The sequence below is a fragment of the Desulfocurvus vexinensis DSM 17965 genome, from assembly GCF_000519125.1.
GTDB classification, from domain to species: Bacteria; Desulfobacterota; Desulfovibrionia; order Desulfovibrionales; family Desulfovibrionaceae; genus Desulfocurvus; species Desulfocurvus vexinensis.
The window spans coordinates 357,387-375,968 of the sequence record NZ_JAEX01000001.1 but is presented as its reverse complement, the minus strand read 5'-3'; the positions used below and the strand labels follow the sequence as shown (position 1 = coordinate 375,968).

Here is an 18,582-nt window from a genome sequence, read left to right as displayed (position 1 = left end):
CGCATACTGGAGACCCCCCGCGATGCAAGGTGCCTTCGCCGTCATCCTCGTTCTTGGAGCGCTGATCTTCTTCCACGAGCTGGGCCATTTCCTGGTCGCCCGGCTGCTGGGCATCGGGGTCAAGACCTTCTCCCTGGGCTTCGGGCCCCGGCTGCTGGCCTTCGACCGAGGCCGCACGCGCTACCAGCTTTCGCTCATCCCCCTGGGCGGCTACGTGCAGCTGGTGGGCGAGTCCGCCCAGGACGACCAGCCCGACGGCTTCACCGCCGCCGAAAACTTCGCCCTGCGCCCGCCGCTGCACCGCATGCTCGTGGTCGCCGCCGGGCCGGTGTTCAACTTCGTGCTGGCCTGGGTGGTGCTGTTTGGCATCTACGCCACGGCGGGCAAGACCGAGCTGGCCACCACCGTGGGCAGCGTGCAGGCGGGCAGCGCCGCCGAGGCCGCGGGCGTGCTGCCCGGCGACCACATCGCCGCCCTGGACGGCGTGACCGTGCACTTCTGGAACGACATGACCGAGCGCATCGCCGCCAACCAGGGCCAGCCCATCGCGCTGACCGTGGAGCGCGACGGCGCCGTCCTGGTCCTGGACGTGACCCCGCGCCTGTCCGAGCGGCGCTCCATCTTCGGGGAGACCATCACCACGCCCATGCTCGGCGTGGGCTCGGCGGGCGAGCTGGCCACCCTGCCCATGCACGCGGGCGCGGCCTTCATCGAGGGCGCCAGGGACACCTGGGGCTACATCGTGCTGACCTTCAAGGCCCTGGTCAAGATCGTGGAGCGCGTCATCCCCCTGGAGACAGTGGGCGGGCCGATCATGATCGCCCAGCTCGTGAGCCAGGGCGCCGAGCAGGGCATCGTCAGCGTGTTGCTGCTCACGGCCATCATCAGCGTGAACCTGGGGCTCATCAACCTCTTCCCCATCCCCGTGCTGGACGGCGGGCACATCCTGTTCTTCTCCCTGGAGATGATCTTCCGCCGCCCGGTGCCCGAGCGCTGGCAGATCATGACCACGCGCCTGGGCATCGTGTTCCTGGTGGCGCTCATGGGCCTGGCCATCTTCAACGACATCCTGCGGCTGTTCACCGCGCCGTCCTGACGCCGTGGCCCGCAAACGCCCCCAGACTCCCGAGCTGCGCCCGGCCCTGGTGCTGTGCGGCGCCGAGGAGCGCCTCCAGCTCGTGCTGGCCCAGGACGGCGCCGTGCTCGCCGCCCAGGAGCTGGCCGTGGGAGGGCGCGCCATGCAGCACACGGCCCCGGCCCTGGCGGGCCTGCTGGACGCCCTGGGCCTGACGGCGGCGGAGCTGACCGGGGTGGCCGTGGTGCGCGGGCCGGGCAGCTTCACCGGGCTGCGCATGACCATGGCCCTGGCCCTGGGCCTGGCCCGGGCGGCGGGCCTGCCCCTGGCCGGGCTGGACTACCTGCCCCTGCTGGCCGCCGGGCCCGCGCCGCTGCTTGGCGGCACCCTGGCGGTCGTCACCCATTCGCGCACGGGCCAGGTCTACATGCAGCCCTTCGCCATGCCCCAGGCCGCGCCCCTGGCCGGGCCCGCGCCCATGAGCCTGGAGGCCGCCGCCCGGGCCCTGGGGGCCCTGCCCGGGCCCTGCCGCGCCCTGGGCAGCGGGCTGCGCAACAACGCCGCGTTCTTCGACGCCGCCCTGCCCGGCATGGCCCTGCCCGACACGCGCTTCGACCAGCCCCTGCCCCATGTGCTGGCCCGCGCCGCGCAGGCCGCCGCCTTCGGCCCCGAGCCCCCCGAGCCCCTGTACCTGCGCGCCAGCGACGCCGAGGACAACCTCGCGGCCATTGCCGCCAGCCGGGGCCTGGACCCCGCCAGCGCCCGCCGCCAGCTGGACGAGGCCACCTCGCGCCTGGACGCCCCGCAGGCCTGAGCCCCACGCCAGCCCGGCCCGTTCCGCCCGCGTCCCTGGCCCCTGCCCCCCGCCAGCCGCGCCCCTGGCGCCGTTTCCCGCTTCCGCCCCGGCCCCCGCGCCCCCGCTGCCCGCGCGCCAGCTGCGCCCACTGCCCCGCGCCCCCAGGGCAGGACGCACCAAATCGCACCCGCCCCCTAAAGCCACACCTCCGCCCCGCCGATGAGACCTGCAACACGCGGACACAGCCCGGCAAGGACAGCCAGGCGGCGCCCCGTGGGCCTTATGCATAACCCGGCAGGGACGCCGGGCGCAGAGAACAGACTTTCATGGAGGAAAGTGGCATGTCTCTGGTCATCAACACAAACCTGATGGCGATCAACGCCGCCAGGAACCTGAGCAACTCCTTCGGGGCGCTCGGCACGTCGGTCCGCCGGCTGTCGTCCGGGCTGCGCATCGGCACCGCCGCCGACGACGCGGCGGGCATGGCCGTGCGCGAAATCATGCGTTCGGAAATCGCGGCCCTGCACCAGGGCGCCCGCAACGCCAACGACGCCATCTCGCTGCTCCAGACCGCCGACGGCGCCCTGGGCGTCATCGACGAGAAGCTGATCCGCATGAAGGAGCTGGCGGAACAGGCGGCCACGGGAACGTACAACTCCGACCAGCGCCTGCTCATCGACTCCGAGTACCAGGCCATGGCCTCGGAAATCACCCGTATCGCCAACGCCACGGACTTCAACGGCATCTACCTGCTCAACGGCAACCTCTCCGGGAGCACGCACGACGGCTCGGGGATCATGCCCACGGGCAAGATGAAGATCCACTTCGGCACGGGCAACGACTGCTCGGAGGACTACTACTACATCCAGATCAACACGGCCACGGCCTCGGCCCTGGGCGTGGGCAACCAGGCCCCGGCGGGCGCAGGCTACTCCATCTCCACCCAGTCCGCCGCGCAGAACGCCCTGGACGCCCTCAACGAGGCCATCGTCTCCAAGGACAACATCCGGGCCAGCCTCGGCGCGCTGCAAAACAGGCTGGAGAACACCATCACCAACCTGGAGGTCCAGGCCGAGAACCTCCAGGCCTCGGAGTCGCGCATCTCCGACGCGGACGTGGCCCTGGAGATGACCGAATTCGTGCGCCAGCAGATCCTGACCCAGTCCGCGGTGGCCATGCTGGCCCAAGCCAACAGCCTGCCGCGTCTGGCCATGCAGCTGCTCGGCGGCTAGCCGCCCGGGGCCCCCTGCGCCCCGCCCCGGGCCGCCTGCCCGGGCCGCGCCCCTCCGGCGCGGCCCGGCTGGCTGTTTCCTGGCACCAACCTTGCAGCCGCCTGGGCGGCGACCTCTGGCCAGGAATTTTTTGCACGTGAGGAGCGACGCGACATGCCCGGCGACTATCTCAGCTCAGGAGCGATCCACTTCACCGGCCTTGGCAACGGCACGGACTTCGACTCCATCATCGATGCCATGGTCCAGGCCCAGAGCGTGCACAAGCAGCGGCTCATCACCTGGCGCACCGACTGGGAAAACAAGCAGATCGCCTTCAAGGAGCTCAACACCATGCTCCTGGGGCTCAAGACGCACATGCAGGGCATGGACACCATGGACGAGTTCTTCATCAAGAACGTGGGCGCGTCCAACGCCACCGTGGCCACCGCCACGGCCTCCAGCACCGCCGTCAGCGCCACGCACACCGTGGTCGTGACCCAGATCGCCAGGACCGACATCCAGACCAACCTGGCCACCGGCTTCGCCAGCAAGACCGCCAGCGTCGCCGGGGCCGATGGCGTGCTGGAGCTGACCTACGGCACCGCCTCCCCCCAGACCATGTCCATCGACGTGGCCGCGGGCACGACCCTGGAAGCCCTGGTCAACCAGATCAACAAGGACCCCGACAACCCCGGGGTGCGCGCCAGCATCGTCTACAACGGCTCGACCTACCACCTGCAGGTGCGCGGCCTGGACATGGGCGCCGACAACACCGTGGACATCGGCGCGGGCACGACCCTGGCGGGCTTCGGCGCCGCCAGCTGGACCAACACCCAGACCGCCCAGAACGCCCAGTTCACCGTGGACGGACTGGCCATCGACTCCACCTCCAACACCGTGGCCGACGTGGTGGAAGGCCTGACCTTCACCGTCAAGGACCCCGGCACCTCGGTCATCACCGTCGCCAACGACGACGCGGCCATCCTGGAGAACGTGCGCGGCTTCGTGGACAAGATCAACGAGGTGCGCACCGCGCTCATCAACCTGACCAAGTTCAACGAGCAGACCCAGCAGGGCTCGCTGCTTACGGGCAACTACGGGGTGCAGATCATCAGCTCCCAGCTCAAGGAGATCACCGCAGGCAAGGGCCTGGGCTTCGACTACGACGACGACGTGATCTCCACCCTGGGCCAGATTGGCATCACCACCGACGCCGAGGAGGGCTCGCCCACGCGCGGGCTGCTGCTGCTCGACGAGACCAAGTTCAAGAAGGCCCTGACCGACCACCCCGACGAGGTCGCCAGCCTGTTCAGCGTCAGCTACGATGGTTCGACGGACTCGCCGGACTTCCTCTACGCCGGGCACATCACGGGCATGACCAAGGCCGGGAGCTACGCCGTGGAGTACACCACCAACGGCTCGGGCGCCATCGTCTCGGCCACCATCGGCGGCTACGCGGCGACCATCAGCGGCACGACTCTCACCGGCCCGGCCAACACGCCCGTGGCCGGTCTGTCCATCTCCGCCGTGAACACCACTGCCTCGAGCACCTTCAGCGGCGAAATCCACCTCAAGCTCGGCAAGGCGGGCGAGATCACCGAAAAGCTCACCAACCTGACCAGCTCGGTTTCCGGGCCGCTGCACATCCTGCAGAAGAACTACCAGACCATCATCAACAACATTAACAAGAAGATATCCTACGAAGAGGACCGCATCGCGCGCACGGAAAGCACCATGCGCATGCGCTTCGCCCGGCTGGAGGCCACCTTGTCCTATTACGAGAACATGAAGACCTCCCTCGAAAACCAGACCAAGCAGCTGTCCTCCTCGACCTCGTAACCCAGCATCCGGAGATTCCCATGCTCAAGGCCGCCAAGGCGTACTTCCAGACCCAGGTCACCACCACCACTCAGGGCGACCTGCTGATCCTGCTCTACGACGGGGCCATCAAGTACCTGAACCAAGCGAAGATCTGCATGGCCCAGCGCGACTACGCGGGCAAGGGCCAGCTCATCTCGCGGGCCATGGACGTGATCTCCGAGCTGGACGAATGCCTGAACCGCGAGAAGGGCGGCGAGCTGGCCATGAACCTCCACCAGCTCTATTTCTACTGCAACACGCGCCTGCTGCGGGCCAACCTGGAGATGAAGCCCGAAAAGATCGACGAGGTCGTGCGCATCCTCGACTCGCTGCGCGACGCCTTCAACCGCATCAAGAGCACCGCGCCCCAGCAGCAGGCCGCCGAGGCCCAGGAGCAGCCGCCCGCGCCCGCCCAGGCGCCCCAGGCCGCCCCCGAGCCCCCGGCCCAGCCCGCGCCCCAGGCCCAGGGCACCTACGGCCCCCGGGCCGTGCTGCGCCCGGTGCACAAGGGCGCCATGCCCGGCACCTACGGCCCCTCACGCCAGGGTTGAGCGGAGCCCGGCCATGAGCGCGCCGCGCACGGTGCTGCACGTCTGCGGGGGCCTGGGCCTGGGCGGCACGGAAAAGGCCATGCAGCTGCTGGCCGCCGCCATGGACCCCGCGCGCTACCGCCCGGTGGTCCACGCCTTCGCCGACGGCCCGCGCCGCGCCCAGCTCACGGCCCTGGGCATCCCGGTGCACATCGGGCCGGACCTGCTGCGCACCGCCGCGCGCACGGCGCCCGACATCATCCACCTGCACCGCGCGGGCTGGCCCGAGCCGCGCCTGTTGCGCAGCGCGGCCCTGGCCGGGGCGGGGGCGGTGGTGGAAACCAACGTCTTCGGCCGCCACGACCCCAGTCCCGGGGCCCGGATCATCGACCGCCACCTGTTCGTCTCCACCTTCTGCCTGCGCCGCTACGGCGCCGTGCACGGGCTGGACGTGTCCGGCCCGCGCCACCGCGTGCTGTACAACCCCGTGGACTGCGCGGCCTTCGCCGCCTGCCCCGGGGCGGGGGCCGGGGCGCCGCTGGCCGTGGGCCGCGTGTCGCGGGCCGACCCCGGCAAATGGTCGGCCCTGGCCCTGGAGTTCCTGCCGCACCTGCTGGCGCGCGTGCCCGGCGCGGCCTACCGCGTCATCGGCGGCACCGCCCAGGCCCGGGAGTGGGTGGCCACCCGGGGCCTCGCGGCGCATGTGGACTTCCTGGAGCCCGTGGCCGACGACGCGGGGCTGGCGGCGCTTTTCGCCACCGTCGGCGTGTTGGCCCACGCCAACGACACGGGCGAGACCTTCGGCATGGTCATCGCCGAGGCCATGGCCGCCGGGCTGCCCGTGGTCACCCACCCCTGCCCCGGCCTCAAGGACAACGCCCAGCTCGAACTGGTGGAGCACGGCGTCACCGGCCTGGTGGCCGCCACGCCCGAGGACTACGCCGGCGCCGTGGCCCGGCTGCTCGCCGACCCGGAGCTGGCCCGACGCATGGGCCAGGCGGGCCGGGCCCGGGCCCGGGCGCTGTTCGACACCCCCGTGGTGGCCGCGCGGCTCATGGACATCTACGACGAACTGCCCGCCCGGGCCGGGGCCTCCCCCGCGCGCCCGGCACAGCGCGACCCCGCCCCGGACATCACCCCGGACACGGCCCCGGACACCGCCCGCCATGACCGCCCCGCACCCCTTCGCGCGCTACACGGCTGAGGTCCTGCGCTTCGGCTTCGCCGGGCAGGCCCAGGCGCCCGCCCCCGCGCCCCTGGCGCCCGGGGCCCTGCGCGCGGCCCTGGACGGCTGCCTGCGCGCCCTGGAGCGCGAGCCCCGCGAGCACGTGCTGCTGCTCGGCCTGGGCGCGGGCGACCTGGCCCGGGCCCTGGACGCCGCCCTGCCCCCGGGGGTGGACCTCACGGTCTGCGAGCAGGACACGGCCCTGGCCCGCGCGGCCCTGGCCGAGCCCGGGGCGCCCTGGGCCCGGGCGGGCGGGCGCACGGTGCTGCTGGCCGACACCTCGCCCTGGGCCCATTTCCTGCTCTGGACCCTGCACGGCCTGACCCCGGCCACGACCCACCTGCGCCTGCACCCCGGGCCCCAGGCCGGGGACTGGGCCCTGGCCCGGCGCCTGTTCGCCCGCGCTGCGCCCCTGGGCCCGGCGCCCGCCGCCGCGCCCGCCCCGACCCTGACCCTGGCGGCCATCCTGGCTCCCGGAGACCCCGGGCTCGGGGAATTCTTCGCCCAGGTGCCGCCCTGGGTGGCCGAGGTGGTGGCGCTCTGGGACGCCACCGCGCCTCCGGCCGCGCCCCCGGCCTGCGCGGCCCCGGTGCGCCACCTGGCGCGGCCCCTGGGCGACGATTTCGCGGCCCAGCGCAACGCCATGCTCGCCGCCTGCCGCACGGACTGGGTGCTCGTGCTCGACGCCGACGAACGCCTGGTCCCCGGCGGCTGGCAGGGCGTGCGCGAGCTGGCCCGCCGGGGCGGCGTCGACGGCCCGGGGCTCTTCCTGCTGCCGCGCCGCACGCTGCACCCCGACGGCCACCGCGTGCTGGCCGGGCTGGGCCTGTGGCCGGACCTGCAACCGCGCCTTGTGCGGCGCACCCCGGCCCTGCACTACGAGCGGCCCGTCCACGAGCGCCTGACGGGCGCGCGCGGGCCCTTCGGCGTGGCCCTCGACCTGTCCATCGTCCACTTGAACCGCCTGCTGCGCGACCCCGAGGGCGTGCGCGCCAAGCTGGCCGGGTTCGACCGCGCGGGCGCGGGCGGCGTACGCCACACCCTGTCCGCAGACTACCCGGCCCTGGCCCCGGAGCTGCTGCCCGAGGCCCACGGCCCGGCGGACCTGCAGGCGGTGACCCTGCCCTTCGACCCCGCCTGAGCCCTCGGACACCGCGCGGGGCGCCGCGCCAAGCGCCGCGCCAAGCGCTGTTGATATCCCCCGGGGTTGCATGTATCGTTGTGCATTGCACGCAACCCAAAGGACACGCGATGGACATCACCTGCCCGAATTGCAAATACAGCCGCTCCATTCCCGACGACAAGGTGCCGGCCAACTCGGTCAAGGCCACCTGTCCCCAGTGCGGCACCAAGTTCCGCTTCCGCGACGTGGACTTCGCCCTGGACGGCGCAGACGAGCCCGGCGCGCAGGCGCCCCCGGCGCCCGCCCAGGAATCCCCCGCGCCCGCCCCCGAGAGCGCGACCCAGGCCATGCCCCAGGACACTCAGGACACGCCCCAGGCCGAGCCCGCCCCCGGCCAGCCCGGCCCCGAGCCCCAGCCGGACACCCGCCCCGTGCGCAACATCGGCCTGCTTGAGGAGGACCCCCTGCCGCCCCTGGACGGCCCGCAGCGCAAGGGTGGCGACATCTGGCAGAGCCTGGAGCACCTGGGCGACAGCCACCCGGGCCGCGACGCGGACGCCTCCGGCGGCCCCGGGCACCACGGCGCCCCGGTGGTGGACGTGCCCTTCGAGCGCCTGGACCAGTTCGGGTTCTTCGGCGGGCTGTGGGAAACCTGCAAGCGCACCGCCACCGCTCCCCGGCTGTTCTTCGAAGCCATGCCCGTGGACCGGGGCTACGGCAGGCCCGCAGTCTTCTACGTGCTGCTGAACATCGTGGCCGTCATGCTCCAGCTGGCCGTGGAGTTCGGCCTGCACGGCGTCCAGGCCCCCGCAGCCACCGACCTGCCCGCCGAGGTCCAGGGCCTGACTGCCGGGGCCGCCGTGGCCGCCTCGTATCTCTTCGTCCTCGTGGCCGGGCCCCTGGTGCTCAGTTTCTTCCTCTTCGGCATCTCGGCGGTGCTGCACCTGCTGCTTACGCTCATGCGGGGCGTGTCCGGCGGGTTCCAGGCCACGGTGCGCGCCGTGGCGTACACCGCCCTGCCCTCGCTGTGCATGGTCGTGCCCGTGGCGGGCATGTACGTCGGCTCGGTGTGGAGCATCGTGCTGCTGACCTACGCCCTGCGCGGGGTGCACAAGACATCCTTCGCCAAGGCCGCCCTGGCCGTGGGCCTGTACACCCTGGGCGCCCTGGCCCTGGTGGTGGCCGCCATGCACGGCGTCGGCCCGGACGCGGGGCTGTAGGAGGCGGGGAGCGATGCGGGTGCTGTCCAGGCTCATGGCCCGCTGGCGCCAGTGGCGCGAGGCCCGCAGAGTGGCCCGGGAGATCGATCCCGCCGTGTTCCTGCACATGGCCGCCGAACTGCGCGAGATCGCCGACGCGGCGTCAAAACTCTGGCAGGAGGACCCCTCCTTCTCGGCCCGCGCCCGGCGCATCCTCGACGAGATGGACCAGCTCGAACGCATCGCCCAGCGCCCCGAGTTCCGGCGCCTGTCGCCCCAGAAGCGGCTGGAGCTGCGCAAAAGCCTGATCCTGTCGCGCGACCAGCTCCTGGAATCCATGCAGGCCTCGCCCCCGCCCACCGAGCGCATCCAGTAGCCGCGCGGCGCAGGTACGCATCTTGCTTCTCCTCCGGCGCCGGGGCCTTCCCGGCGCCGGAGCGCCCGCGCGCCCGGCCAACGCCGCGACTTTCGAGGAAACGCCATGACGTCCGCCCGCCCGGCCCTGCCTCTGCTGGCCTGCCTGCTCGCCACCCTGCTCCTTGGCGCCTGCGCCATGGAGGCCGACCTCGCCAACCCGCCCGTGCTCTACGTGGACGAGCTGGTCACCCGCGCCTGGCAGCCCGAGGTCTTCGTCGAGCCCGAGAACCCGCCCATGCAGCCGCTCACGGCGGTGTTCTTCCCCCTGCGCATGCGCCCGCAGATGGCCAACGCCCAGCCCTACGCCGAGGAGATGTCGCGCGTGTTCTGGCAGGCCTGGCTGCGCGAGCGCGTGTTCCCGGCCCTGGCCTTCGCCCAGGGCGAGACCTGGCGCACCCCGGCCCAGGCCATGGCCGTGGCCGACGGCTCGGCGGACCTCATCGTGGGCGGCGAAATCACCCACGTCATGTTCGGCGGCTCGTCGGGCACCACCCAGGTCAGCGTGCGCCTGGAGGTCTACGACGCCGCCGCAGGCACCCTGCTGTGGTCCATGGCCCACGCGGGCGAGATGCGCAACGCCCAGACCCGCGACTTCATCATCCTGACCAAGAAATCCCGCCTGCCCGCCGAGCCGGTGCAGGCCATCATGACCGCCCTGGCGCAGGACCTGGCCGTGCCGGTCAAGGCCTGGAACCACGGCCAGCCCCAGGAGGACCCGGCGGCGCCCTCGCCCCTGGACTGAGCCTCCACCGGCCCGGGCGGCCTGCGGATTTGACCCCGGTCAAAGCCCCGGCGCGCGCCCCGGCCTACGCTGGCGCCATGAGCACCCCCGCACCCCGCACCGTACGCATCGAGGGCCCCGGCTACTGCGTCACCGCCTGCCGCGGCGCCGTGGACTGCCCGCGCCGCGCCCTGGACGCGCCGGACCTGCCCCAGGCCCTGGCCGACGCCCTGGGCCGCCTGCCCCTGGCCCCCGGGCCCGGCGCGCAGCACGCCCACACGCTGCTGCGCGTGGCCGTGGCCTACTGCCCCAACGCCTGCTCCCAGCCCCAGATCGCCGACACGGGCGCCATCGGCGCGGCCCTGCCCGCCGTGGCCCCCGGGGCCTGCGTGGCCTGCGGGGCCTGCGCCGCCGCCTGCCGCGAGGCCGCCGTGGACCTGGACGGCCTGGGCAGCATCCGGGGCATCGACGCCGCGCGCTGCCTGGGCTGCGGGGCCTGCGCCGCCGCCTGCCCGGCCCAGGCCATCAGCATCGGCCAGCGCGGCTTCCGGCTGCTGCTGGGCGGCAAGCTGGGCCGCCACCCGCGCCTGGCCGATGAGCTGCCCGGCCTGCGCGCCCCAGGGGCCCTGCCCGCCCTGGCTGCGGATTTCCTCGCCGCCTGCCTGGCCGCACGCCAGGGGCACGAGCGCCCCGGCGACGTCGTGGCCCGCCTGGGCGCCGCCGCCCTGACGGGCCCGCCCCGCGACCCGGGGCAGCCCTGATGCCCGCCCCCGCCCTGCTGGCCAGCCTGGCCCCGGCGGTGCTCTCGCTGTGGCTGCTGGGGGCCCACGCCCTGCGCGCCGGGCACTGGGGGCTGGCCGGGGCCTGGGCCCTGGCCCCGCTGCTGCTGGCCCTGCCCCACGGCTGGGTACGCCGGGCGGCGCAGCTGGCCCTGGGCTGGGCCATCCTGGTCTGGGCCCATGCCGGGGGCGAATTGATCCGCCTGCGCGTGGCCATGGACCTGCCCTGGGCCCGGCTGGCCCTGATCCTGGGTGCGGTGATGCTGCTGGCGGCCCTGGGCGTCGCCCTTTTGGAGCGCGGACCCGCCGCCCGGCGCCACGGCGCCGACCCCGCCCCCCACTGGCCGCCCGCCCTGGCCCTGGCGCTCACCGTGGCCCTGCTGGCCGTGTGCCGGGCCACGGTGCCCTTTCCCATTCTGTTGCCCGACCGCTTCCTCCCCGGCGCGGGCTGGCTGCTGGCCCTAGCCCTGGGCGCCTACGCCGCGTGGCTGACGCGCGCGCTGCTGGCCCCGGGCGGCGGGCCCCGGCGCTGGGGGCGGCTGCGCCTGCGGGCCTGGGGGCTGTTCTCGGCGGTATTCTTCGCCCAACTGCTGCTGGGGCTGGCCGGGGCCGAGCGGCTGCTGATGACCGGGGCCCTGCACCTGCCCGTGCCCGCGCTCATCGCCGCCGGGCCCGTGTTCCGGGGCGAGGGGCTGTTCATGGCCGGGCTGTTCCTGGCCACGGTGGCCGTGGTCGGCCCGGCGTGGTGCAGCTGGCTGTGCTACATCGGCGCGTGGGACGGCGCCGCGGCGGCCCGGCACAAGGTTCTCCGGCCCCTGCCCCGCTGGCGCGGCCCGGCGCGCGCGGCCCTGGCGGCGCTGGTGCTGCTGGCGGCCTGGGGCCTGCGCGCGACCGGGGCGCCCGTGGCCCTGGCCGGGGGGCTGGCGGCGGCCTTCGGGCTGGCGGGGGTGGCCGTGATGCTGACCGTCAGCCGCCGCATGGGCACCATGGCCCACTGCACGGCGTTTTGCCCCATGGGCCTGGCCGCCACCCTGCTGGGGCGGCTGAACCCGCTGCGGGTGCGCGTGGGCCCGGGCTGCACAGGCTGCGGAGTCTGCGTACGCACCTGCCGCTACGGCGCCCTGGACGAGGCGCGCCTGGCCCTGGGCCGCCCCGGGGGCACCTGCACCCTGTGCGGCGACTGCGTGGGCCGCTGCCCCCACGCCGCCCTGGGCTACCGTTTCCCGGGGCTCTCTCCGGCGCGGGCCCGGGCGCTGTTCGCCGTGCTGGCCGTGAGCGCCCACGCCATGTTCCTGGGCGTGGCACGCATCTAAGCACCCGGGGGCCCGCCCGCAGCGCCCCCGGCGACGGACGCGCGCGGCAGCGCCCCCCGGCCCGGGGCCGGGCATTGCCACCCACCGCCGGATGATTACCATTATCAATGCTCTGCACGGGCCTGTTCCTTTGACTCCACGGCCCAGGCGGTCTATGGTGCGAGTCCGCCGTCGCGCGGCCCGGGCGGACCCTGCCCCGGGGCACGCGCCCGGCGCGCCCCCTGCCACTACGGAGGTTTTTCATGATCGGCATTTCCAAGCTCTACTGCGGCTCGGTGGAGGCCTCGGACGCCCTGCGCTACGGGCGCGACTCCAAGACCCTGCCCTCCCACCTGCTGCAATTCTCCAAGGACAAGAAGCCCGTGGTCGTGTGGAACATGACCCGGCGCTGCAACCTCAAATGCGTGCACTGCTACGCCCAGGCCGTGGACCCCGACGGCAAGGACGAGATCAGCACCGAGCAGGCCAAGGTCATCATCAAGGATCTGGCCGACTACGGCGCGCCGGTGATGCTGTTCTCCGGCGGCGAGCCCCTGGTGCGCCAGGACCTGCCCGAGCTGGCCAGCTTCGCCACGGCCAACGGCATGCGCGCGGTCATCTCCACCAACGGCACGCTGATCACCAAGGACAAGGCCCGCGAGCTCAAGCAGATCGGCCTGTCCTACGTGGGCATCTCGCTGGACGGCGGCGAGGAGATCCACGACAAGTTCCGCAAGGTGCCCGGCTCGTTCAAGAAGGCCCTCCAGGGCGTGGAGAACTGCCAGGCCGAGGGCCTCAAGGTCGGGCTGCGCTTCACCATCAACAAGCGCAACCAGGGCGAGATCCCGACCCTGTTCCAGATCGTCGAGGAGCTTGAGGTTCCGCGCATCTGCTTCTACCATCTGGTCTACTCCGGGCGCGGCTCGGAGCTGATCAAGGAAGACCTGGACCACGCCGAGACCCGCGAGGCCGTCCACCTGATCATGGACAAGACCCGCGAGCTGTTCGACAAGGGCAAGCCCAAGGAAGTCCTGACCGTGGACAACCACGCCGACGGGCCCCTGGTCTACCTGCGGCTGCTCAAGGAAGACCCCGAGCGCGCCGCCGAGGTCAAGCGCCTGCTGGACTTCAACGAGGGCAACAACTCCGGGCGCGGCATCGGCTGCATCTCGTGGGACGGGCAGGTCCACCCCGACCAGTTCTGGCGCAACCACACCTTCGGCAACGTGCTCGAGCGCCCGTTCTCCGAAATCTGGGACGACCCGTCCATCGAACTGCTGCACAAGCTCAAGGACAAGAAGAAGCACGTCGGCGGGAGGTGCGCCACATGCCGATACCTCGCCATCTGCGGCGGAAACTTCAGGGCCCGGGCGGAAGCCTACTACGGGGACATATGGGCTCAGGATCCCGCCTGCTATTTGACGGACGAAGAGATCAAGGCCTGAGGCTGTCCATGTTCAGCTACGCCCGCGCTCGAGCCAGCGCGGGCTTCCGGCTGGTCATGGCCGCCAGCGCGCGGCGCGACGAGTTCTTCGGCGGCGAGGGCGAAGGCCTGACCCGCGAGATCGTCTTCAGCCCCGAGCGCCTGGCCGAGGCCGAGGCCCGCAAGGAGGCCGCCCGCGACGCCGAGCGCGCCAAGGCCTACCAGATGCGGACCTGCAAATAGGTTTGTAGACTTGTGCGCCAAATCCCGCCGGGGTGCCCCAGGGCGCCCCGGCGGCTGCGGCGCCCGCCCAAGGAGCCATCCATGGACCAGCCCTGCTTCTTCCGGGGCCGCCGCCTGCGCAAAACCCCGACCATCCGCGACATCTTCCGCGAAACCCATGTGCGCCCCGAAGACCTGATGATGCCCTACTTCGTGGTGGACACCGACGACGCGGCCCTGCGCAAGCCCATCGGCGCCATGCCCGGCCAGTTCCAGCTTTCCCTGGACGAGCTGGACCGCCAGGTGGGCCAGGCCGTGGCCCTGGGCCTGCGCTCGTGCATCCTCTTCGGCCTGCCCAAGGCCAAGGACGCCCGCGGCAGCGGCGCCTACGACCCGGACGGCATCGTCCAGCGCGCCATCCGCCGCCTGAAGGCCAACCACCCCGATCTGCTGGTGGCCACCGACGTGTGCCTGTGCGAATACACCGACCACGGCCACTGCGGGCTCTTGCGCCAGGACGACACCTCCGGCGAGGTCAGCAACGACCCGACCCTGGACCTGCTGGCCAGGACCGCCGTGTCCCACGCCAGGGCCGGGGCCGACATGGTCGCCCCCTCGGACATGATGGACGGCCGGGTGGCTGAAATCCGCCAGGCCCTGGACGAGGCGGGCTTCGCCCAGGTGCCGGTCATGTCCTACGCCGTGAAATACGCCTCGGCCTTCTACGGGCCCTTCCGCGAGGCCGCCGAGAGCGCGCCCAAGTTCGGCGACCGCCGCACCTACCAGATGGACCCCGCCAACGCCCGCGAGGGCCTGCGCGAGGCCCAGGCCGACATCGACGAGGGCGCGGACATCATCATGGTCAAGCCCGGCATGCCCTACCTGGACATGATCACCCGCCTGCGCGAGGCCTTCGACCTGCCCGTGGCGGCCTACCAGGTCAGCGGCGAATACTCCATGATCAAGGCCGCCGCCGCCAACGGCTGGATCGACGAGGCCGCCGTGATGCTCGAAAGCCTGACGGCCTTCAAGCGTGCCGGGGCCGAGCTGATCCTGACCTACTTCACCGAGGATTTCCTGCGCCTGCGCGCCCAGGGCCAGGGGGGCAAGGCATGAGCGCGGCCCAGCACCCCGGGCGCCCGGGCCACCCCACCGCCCCGCCCCACGGCGCGGGCGGCCCCAAGGGCCACCCCATGGCCCCCGGCGGGCACCCCCACGACGCCCGCCAGGCCGACGGCACCCCGCCCCTGCGGCTCATCGCCTGGGAGATCACCCGCTCCTGCAACCTGGCCTGCAAGCACTGCCGCGCCGAGGCCCACGAGGAGCCCTACCCCGGCGAGTTCAGCACCGCCGAGGCCAAGGCCCTCATCGACGACTTCCGCAAGGCCGGGGACCCGATCCTGATCTTCACCGGCGGCGAGCCCATGCTGCGCAAGGACTGGCCCGAGCTGGTGCGCTACGCCACGAGCCTGGGCCTGCGCTGCGTCATGTCGCCCAACGGCACGCTGATCACCGCCCAGAGCGCGCGGACCATGGTCGAGGCGGGCGTGCAGCGCGTGTCCATCTCCATCGACGGGCCCGACGCCGCGTCCCACGACGCCTTCCGGGGCGTGCCCGGGGCCTTCGCGGCCTCCATGCGCGGCATCGAATACCTCAAGGCCGCCGGGCTGGAGTTCCAGATCAACACCACGGTGACGCGCGGCAACCTGGGGATGTTCAAGGACATCTTCAAGCTCTGCGAGGGCCTTGGCGCCGCCGCGTGGCACATCTTCCTGCTCGTGCCCACCGGGCGCGGGGCCAGCCTGGGCGCCGAGGTCATCAGCGCCGCCGAGTACGAGGACGTGCTCAACTGGTTCTACGACTTCCAGAAGACCACGGCCATGCAGCTCAAGGCCACCTGCGCTCCGCACTACCACCGCATCCTGCGCCAGCGCGCCAAGGCCGAGGGCATCCCCGTGACCTTCGAGAACTTCGGGCTGGACGCCGTGTCGCGCGGCTGCCTGGGCGGGGTGGGCTTCTGCTTCGTGTCGCACACCGGGCAGGTCCAGCCCTGCGGCTACCTGGTGCTGGACTGCGGCAACGTGCGCGAGACGCCCTTCCCGGAAATCTGGAAAAGCTCGAAGATATTCAACCAGTTCCGCAACCAGGACGAGTTCACGGGCAAGTGCGGGGTCTGCGAGTACCACAAGGTCTGCGCCGGGTGCCGGGCCCGGGCCTACACCATGTCCGGCGACCACATGGCCGCCGAGCCGCTGTGCTCCCACGAGCCGGCCCGGGCGCGCCGCAAGGGGGAGGAGTCGTGATGGACGCCATCGACCGCAGAATCCTGGACGTGATCCAGTCCGGCTTTCCCGTGGCCGCGCGGCCCTATGCGGAGCTTGGCCGCGACCTGGGGCTGACCGAGGCCGAGACCCTGGCCCGCGTGCGCGCCCTCAAGGAGTCCGGCGTCATCCGGCGCATCGGGGCCAATTTCCAGTCCGCGCGCCTGGGCTGGCACTCCACCCTGTGCGCGGCCAAGGTGCCGCCCGAGCGCATGGAGCACTTCGTGGCCACGGTCAACGCCCACCCGGGCGTGACGCACAACTACCTGCGCGACCACGAGTTCAACGTCTGGTTCACCTTCATCGGCGAAGACCCCGAAACCGTGCAGCAGGCCCTGGCGGACATCGGCGCGGCCACGGGGGTGGACGTGCTCTACCTGCCCGCCACCCGGCTCTTCAAGATCAAGGTCGATTTCGCCATGCAGGGCGGGGAGGAGTAGCATGACCCGGCCCTTCCTGCTCTCGCCGTCCCTGCTGTCCAGCGACTACGGGCGCCTGGCCGAGGAGCTGGCCGCCCTGGAGGCCGCCGGGCTCAAGTGGGTCCACTGGGACGTGATGGACGGCGCCTTCGTGCCCAACATCACCCTGGGCGCACCGATCATCGGCGCCCTGCGCGGGCGCACGCGGCTGTTCTTCGACGTGCACCTCATGGTCGAGGAGCCCGCGCGCTATGTGGCCGATTTCGCCCGCGCCGGGGCGGACCTGATCTGCGTGCACGCCGAGGCCACCCGCCACCTGGAGCGCACCTGCGCCGCCGTGGCCGAGCTGGGCAAGCAGGTGGGCGTGGCGCTCAACCCGGCCACCCCCGTGGACGCCGTGCGCTACCTGCTGCCGCAGCTGGACCTGGTGCTCATCATGAGCGTCAACCCCGGCTTCGGCGGGCAGTCGTTCATCCCCTTCTCCCTGGACAAGATCCGCGAGCTGGCCGCCCTGCGCGACCGGCTGAACCCGCGCTGCCTGATCCAGGTGGACGGCGGCTGCACGCCCGAGAACACCGCCGCACTGGTGGCCGCCGGGGCCGACTGTCTGGTCTCCGGCTCGGCCTTCTTCAAGTTCCCGCCCTACAAAGAGCGCCACGAGGCCTTCCTGCGCGCCGCCGGGGCCCTGTAGCCGCGCCGCCGGGGCCGCCCGAAAAGGCCGCCGCACCCTTGCGGGTGCGGCGGCCTTTTTGCGTGGGGGCGCGGGGCGCGGCGCGGGGTCATGCGCAGGGGGCGCGGGGCGCGGGCTCATGGATGGGGCGACGCGGCAGGCGGCGCCGGACCCTGCGGCCCGGCCCGGGGTCAGCAGGGGCCCGCGCAGGGCCCGGCCAGCTCGGCGTCGATGGCGTCGGGGTCGCTGGCCGCGTAGCGCACCAGGTTGCGCAGGTGGGCGAACGTCGCGGGGTCCATCTCCTCGAAGGCCAGGGCCAGGGATTCGCCCCCGGCACGCGCGGCCCGGGCGGCGATGCCCAGCACCACGTCCGGGGCCAGGGTCAGGCGCACGGTGCAGGCGTCCCCGGCGTGCATGCCCAGGCCCAGGGGCGCCTCGCAGAGCATCCCGCGCAGGCTGATGTTCAGGCTGATCACAGGCACGGTCAGCCCCTGCCAGGACACGGTGGCTTCGAAGCGGGCCGGAACCCGGCTGCGGCTGCGCTGGTCGGTCATGCACCCTCCCGGCCCCCGCCCGGCGCCGCCGGGGCGCAGGGGTCCGGGCGTCACCGTACACCATCCGGCCCGGGGCTGCCAACCCCCGGCACTCATTTCCCGGCTTCGAGCTGGCGGATGAAAATCAGCGCCATGCCCACGGCCCACGCGGAAAGAATGATGAACCGCGGCCAGAAGGGTACGAAAAAGCGCGACAGGCCGATGAAGAGGATGCCTGCGGCGAAGTAGGCGATCTTCCAGGCATTCTTGTGCCACCAGGGCCGGGGCGCGGGAGTGGGCTCGGCCATGGTCAGCGGATCCTGGAGGCCAGGGCGTTCAGGCCGTAGAGCAGGCAGCCGCCGATGACCACCAGGATTAGCGCCGTCACCGGGTTGCGGTAGGAGCCGATGAAGCCCATGTAGTCGTCGATGACGCCCTCCAGGCGCATGGCCCTGATGAGCCCCAGGAACCCGTAGGTGATGAACGGGATGGCCAGCACGAAGGACAGGGCCTTGATGAGGATGCGCAGGATGTTCATGGCAGATACGGCTCCTGGCGAAGGGTTGCGGCGCGGGCGGGCCTCAGCGGCCCGGGGCCCCGCCCTGCCCGCGCTGGCGCGCGCGGCGGTTGGCGGCGCGCACGATGCCCACCCCGGCCCCCAGGGCCAGCAGGGTGAAGATCACGACCATGGCCGCAGCCTTCAGAAGGAAAGAAAGTGATTCCCACATGTTGCATTTCTCCGTATGCGCGTTGGCGCCCCCATGCT

22 protein-coding genes are annotated in these 18,582 nt (G+C 72.4%); 18 read left to right on the top strand and 4 right to left on the bottom strand.

Annotation, left to right across the window (positions count from 1 at the left end):
- Positions 1–22: 22 nt before the first annotated feature.
- The 18 genes from rseP (at position 23) to rpe (ending at position 17,304) form a co-directional block, all read left to right on the top strand.
- Positions 23–1,096 (top strand): RIP metalloprotease RseP, encoded by a 1,074-nt coding sequence (rseP, locus tag G495_RS0101720; protein WP_028586393.1) that lies wholly within the window; start codon positions 23–25, stop codon positions 1,094–1,096.
- Between the two features lie 4 nt (positions 1,097–1,100).
- A complete protein-coding gene (gene tsaB / locus G495_RS0101715) occupies positions 1,101–1,889 on the top strand; it encodes a tRNA (adenosine(37)-N6)-threonylcarbamoyltransferase complex dimerization subunit type 1 TsaB (RefSeq protein ID WP_051444958.1) in 789 nt (262 codons plus the stop codon).
- A gap of 323 nt (positions 1,890–2,212) precedes the next feature.
- Positions 2,213–3,103, top strand: a complete 891-nt coding sequence (locus tag G495_RS0101710) for a flagellin N-terminal helical domain-containing protein (RefSeq protein WP_028586391.1) — start codon at positions 2,213–2,215, stop codon at positions 3,101–3,103.
- Between the two features lie 153 nt (positions 3,104–3,256).
- Complete coding sequence (fliD, locus tag G495_RS0101705) at positions 3,257–4,921, top strand: flagellar filament capping protein FliD (RefSeq protein WP_028586390.1); 1,665 nt, start codon at positions 3,257–3,259, stop codon at positions 4,919–4,921.
- Between the two features lie 20 nt (positions 4,922–4,941).
- Positions 4,942–5,493, top strand: coding sequence for a flagellar export chaperone FliS (gene fliS / locus G495_RS17060; RefSeq protein ID WP_051444957.1), 552 nt, complete (start codon positions 4,942–4,944; stop codon positions 5,491–5,493).
- A 13-nt stretch (positions 5,494–5,506) separates the two neighbouring features.
- Positions 5,507–6,676 carry a glycosyltransferase family 4 protein gene (locus tag G495_RS17055; RefSeq protein WP_084457735.1) on the top strand — a complete coding sequence of 390 codons (1,170 nt, stop codon included), beginning with the start codon at positions 5,507–5,509 and terminating at the stop codon, positions 6,674–6,676.
- On the top strand, positions 6,639–7,838 hold the full coding sequence (locus G495_RS17050; RefSeq protein WP_051444956.1) for a glycosyltransferase: 1,200 nt from the start codon (positions 6,639–6,641) through the stop codon (positions 7,836–7,838). The genes G495_RS17055 and G495_RS17050 overlap by 38 nt, the downstream gene beginning before the upstream one ends.
- 110 nt (positions 7,839–7,948) lie before the next feature.
- A complete protein-coding gene (locus G495_RS0101685) occupies positions 7,949–9,040 on the top strand; it encodes a YIP1 family protein (protein ID WP_028586389.1) in 1,092 nt (363 codons plus the stop codon).
- Between the two features lie 13 nt (positions 9,041–9,053).
- Positions 9,054–9,395 (top strand): hypothetical protein, encoded by a 342-nt coding sequence (locus G495_RS0101680; protein WP_156939541.1) that lies wholly within the window; start codon positions 9,054–9,056, stop codon positions 9,393–9,395.
- A 105-nt stretch (positions 9,396–9,500) separates the two neighbouring features.
- Positions 9,501–10,178, top strand: coding sequence for a hypothetical protein (locus G495_RS17045; protein WP_035250444.1), 678 nt, complete (start codon positions 9,501–9,503; stop codon positions 10,176–10,178).
- A 77-nt stretch (positions 10,179–10,255) separates the two neighbouring features.
- Positions 10,256–10,918, top strand: a complete 663-nt coding sequence (locus G495_RS17040; RefSeq protein ID WP_156939540.1) for a 4Fe-4S dicluster domain-containing protein — start codon at positions 10,256–10,258, stop codon at positions 10,916–10,918.
- Positions 10,918–12,249, top strand: coding sequence for a 4Fe-4S binding protein (locus G495_RS0101665; RefSeq protein WP_051444954.1), 1,332 nt, complete (start codon positions 10,918–10,920; stop codon positions 12,247–12,249). Before G495_RS17040 ends, G495_RS0101665 begins: the two co-directional genes overlap by 1 nt.
- 242 nt (positions 12,250–12,491) lie before the next feature.
- Positions 12,492–13,673: a 12,18-didecarboxysiroheme deacetylase gene (ahbC, locus tag G495_RS0101660; protein WP_028586386.1), complete on the top strand. Its 1,182-nt coding sequence runs from the start codon at positions 12,492–12,494 to the stop codon at positions 13,671–13,673.
- Positions 13,674–13,681: 8 nt separating this feature from the next.
- Entirely contained in the window at positions 13,682–13,894 is a 213-nt protein-coding gene (locus G495_RS0101655) for a hypothetical protein (protein WP_028586385.1), read from the top strand.
- A gap of 81 nt (positions 13,895–13,975) precedes the next feature.
- Positions 13,976–14,989: a porphobilinogen synthase gene (gene hemB / locus G495_RS0101650; RefSeq protein ID WP_028586384.1), complete on the top strand. Its 1,014-nt coding sequence runs from the start codon at positions 13,976–13,978 to the stop codon at positions 14,987–14,989.
- Entirely contained in the window at positions 14,986–16,176 is a 1,191-nt protein-coding gene (gene ahbD, locus G495_RS0101645; protein ID WP_028586383.1) for a heme b synthase, read from the top strand. Before hemB ends, ahbD begins: the two co-directional genes overlap by 4 nt.
- Complete coding sequence (gene ahbA, locus G495_RS0101640; protein WP_028586382.1) at positions 16,176–16,634, top strand: siroheme decarboxylase subunit alpha; 459 nt, start codon at positions 16,176–16,178, stop codon at positions 16,632–16,634. The genes ahbD and ahbA overlap by 1 nt, the downstream gene beginning before the upstream one ends.
- Position 16,635: 1 nt before the next feature.
- On the top strand, positions 16,636–17,304 hold the full coding sequence (rpe, locus tag G495_RS0101635) for a ribulose-phosphate 3-epimerase (protein WP_028586381.1): 669 nt from the start codon (positions 16,636–16,638) through the stop codon (positions 17,302–17,304).
- 170 nt (positions 17,305–17,474) lie between these two features.
- Here rpe and G495_RS0101630 read toward each other — a convergent pair whose 3' ends face one another.
- The 4 genes from G495_RS0101630 to G495_RS21515 form a co-directional block, all read right to left on the bottom strand.
- On the bottom strand, positions 17,475–17,837 hold the full coding sequence (locus G495_RS0101630) for a PilZ domain-containing protein (protein ID WP_028586380.1): 363 nt from the start codon (positions 17,835–17,837) through the stop codon (positions 17,475–17,477).
- Positions 17,838–17,929: 92 nt separating this feature from the next.
- Positions 17,930–18,124, bottom strand: a complete 195-nt coding sequence (locus G495_RS0101625) for a hypothetical protein (protein WP_028586379.1) — start codon at positions 18,122–18,124, stop codon at positions 17,930–17,932.
- Positions 18,125–18,126: 2 nt separating this feature from the next.
- A complete protein-coding gene (locus tag G495_RS0101620) occupies positions 18,127–18,354 on the bottom strand; it encodes a hypothetical protein (RefSeq protein WP_028586378.1) in 228 nt (75 codons plus the stop codon).
- A gap of 43 nt (positions 18,355–18,397) precedes the next feature.
- The gene (locus tag G495_RS21515; protein ID WP_156939539.1) at positions 18,398–18,544 is read right to left on the bottom strand and encodes a hypothetical protein; all 147 of its coding nucleotides are present in this window, start codon (positions 18,542–18,544) and stop codon (positions 18,398–18,400) included.
- Positions 18,545–18,582 lie beyond the last annotated feature (38 nt).

What these genes read in the sequence shown, in the direction of transcription:
- G495_RS0101685 (WP_028586389.1), top strand. Translation starts at nt 7,949, where the DNA reads ATGGACATCACCTGCCCGAATTGCAAATACAGCCGCTCCATTCCCGAC.
- ahbC (WP_028586386.1), top strand. Translation starts at nt 12,492, where the DNA reads ATGATCGGCATTTCCAAGCTCTACTGCGGCTCGGTGGAGGCCTCGGAC.
- G495_RS0101710 (WP_028586391.1), top strand. Translation starts at nt 2,213, where the DNA reads ATGTCTCTGGTCATCAACACAAACCTGATGGCGATCAACGCCGCCAGG.
- G495_RS0101680 (WP_156939541.1), top strand. Translation starts at nt 9,054, where the DNA reads ATGCGGGTGCTGTCCAGGCTCATGGCCCGCTGGCGCCAGTGGCGCGAG.
- fliS (WP_051444957.1), top strand. Translation starts at nt 4,942, where the DNA reads ATGCTCAAGGCCGCCAAGGCGTACTTCCAGACCCAGGTCACCACCACC.
- G495_RS0101665 (WP_051444954.1), top strand. Translation starts at nt 10,918, where the DNA reads ATGCCCGCCCCCGCCCTGCTGGCCAGCCTGGCCCCGGCGGTGCTCTCG.
- G495_RS0101620 (WP_028586378.1), bottom strand. Translation starts at nt 18,354, where the DNA reads ATGAACATCCTGCGCATCCTCATCAAGGCCCTGTCCTTCGTGCTGGCC.
- G495_RS0101655 (WP_028586385.1), top strand. Translation starts at nt 13,682, where the DNA reads ATGTTCAGCTACGCCCGCGCTCGAGCCAGCGCGGGCTTCCGGCTGGTC.
- G495_RS0101630 (WP_028586380.1), bottom strand. Translation starts at nt 17,837, where the DNA reads ATGACCGACCAGCGCAGCCGCAGCCGGGTTCCGGCCCGCTTCGAAGCC.
- G495_RS17050 (WP_051444956.1), top strand. Translation starts at nt 6,639, where the DNA reads ATGACCGCCCCGCACCCCTTCGCGCGCTACACGGCTGAGGTCCTGCGC.
- G495_RS0101625 (WP_028586379.1), bottom strand. Translation starts at nt 18,124, where the DNA reads ATGGCCGAGCCCACTCCCGCGCCCCGGCCCTGGTGGCACAAGAATGCC.
- ahbA (WP_028586382.1), top strand. Translation starts at nt 16,176, where the DNA reads ATGGACGCCATCGACCGCAGAATCCTGGACGTGATCCAGTCCGGCTTT.
- G495_RS21515 (WP_156939539.1), bottom strand. Translation starts at nt 18,544, where the DNA reads ATGTGGGAATCACTTTCTTTCCTTCTGAAGGCTGCGGCCATGGTCGTG.
- rseP (WP_028586393.1), top strand. Translation starts at nt 23, where the DNA reads ATGCAAGGTGCCTTCGCCGTCATCCTCGTTCTTGGAGCGCTGATCTTC.
- rpe (WP_028586381.1), top strand. Translation starts at nt 16,636, where the DNA reads ATGACCCGGCCCTTCCTGCTCTCGCCGTCCCTGCTGTCCAGCGACTAC.
- hemB (WP_028586384.1), top strand. Translation starts at nt 13,976, where the DNA reads ATGGACCAGCCCTGCTTCTTCCGGGGCCGCCGCCTGCGCAAAACCCCG.
- fliD (WP_028586390.1), top strand. Translation starts at nt 3,257, where the DNA reads ATGCCCGGCGACTATCTCAGCTCAGGAGCGATCCACTTCACCGGCCTT.
- G495_RS17040 (WP_156939540.1), top strand. Translation starts at nt 10,256, where the DNA reads ATGAGCACCCCCGCACCCCGCACCGTACGCATCGAGGGCCCCGGCTAC.
- G495_RS17055 (WP_084457735.1), top strand. Translation starts at nt 5,507, where the DNA reads ATGAGCGCGCCGCGCACGGTGCTGCACGTCTGCGGGGGCCTGGGCCTG.
- ahbD (WP_028586383.1), top strand. Translation starts at nt 14,986, where the DNA reads ATGAGCGCGGCCCAGCACCCCGGGCGCCCGGGCCACCCCACCGCCCCG.
- G495_RS17045 (WP_035250444.1), top strand. Translation starts at nt 9,501, where the DNA reads ATGACGTCCGCCCGCCCGGCCCTGCCTCTGCTGGCCTGCCTGCTCGCC.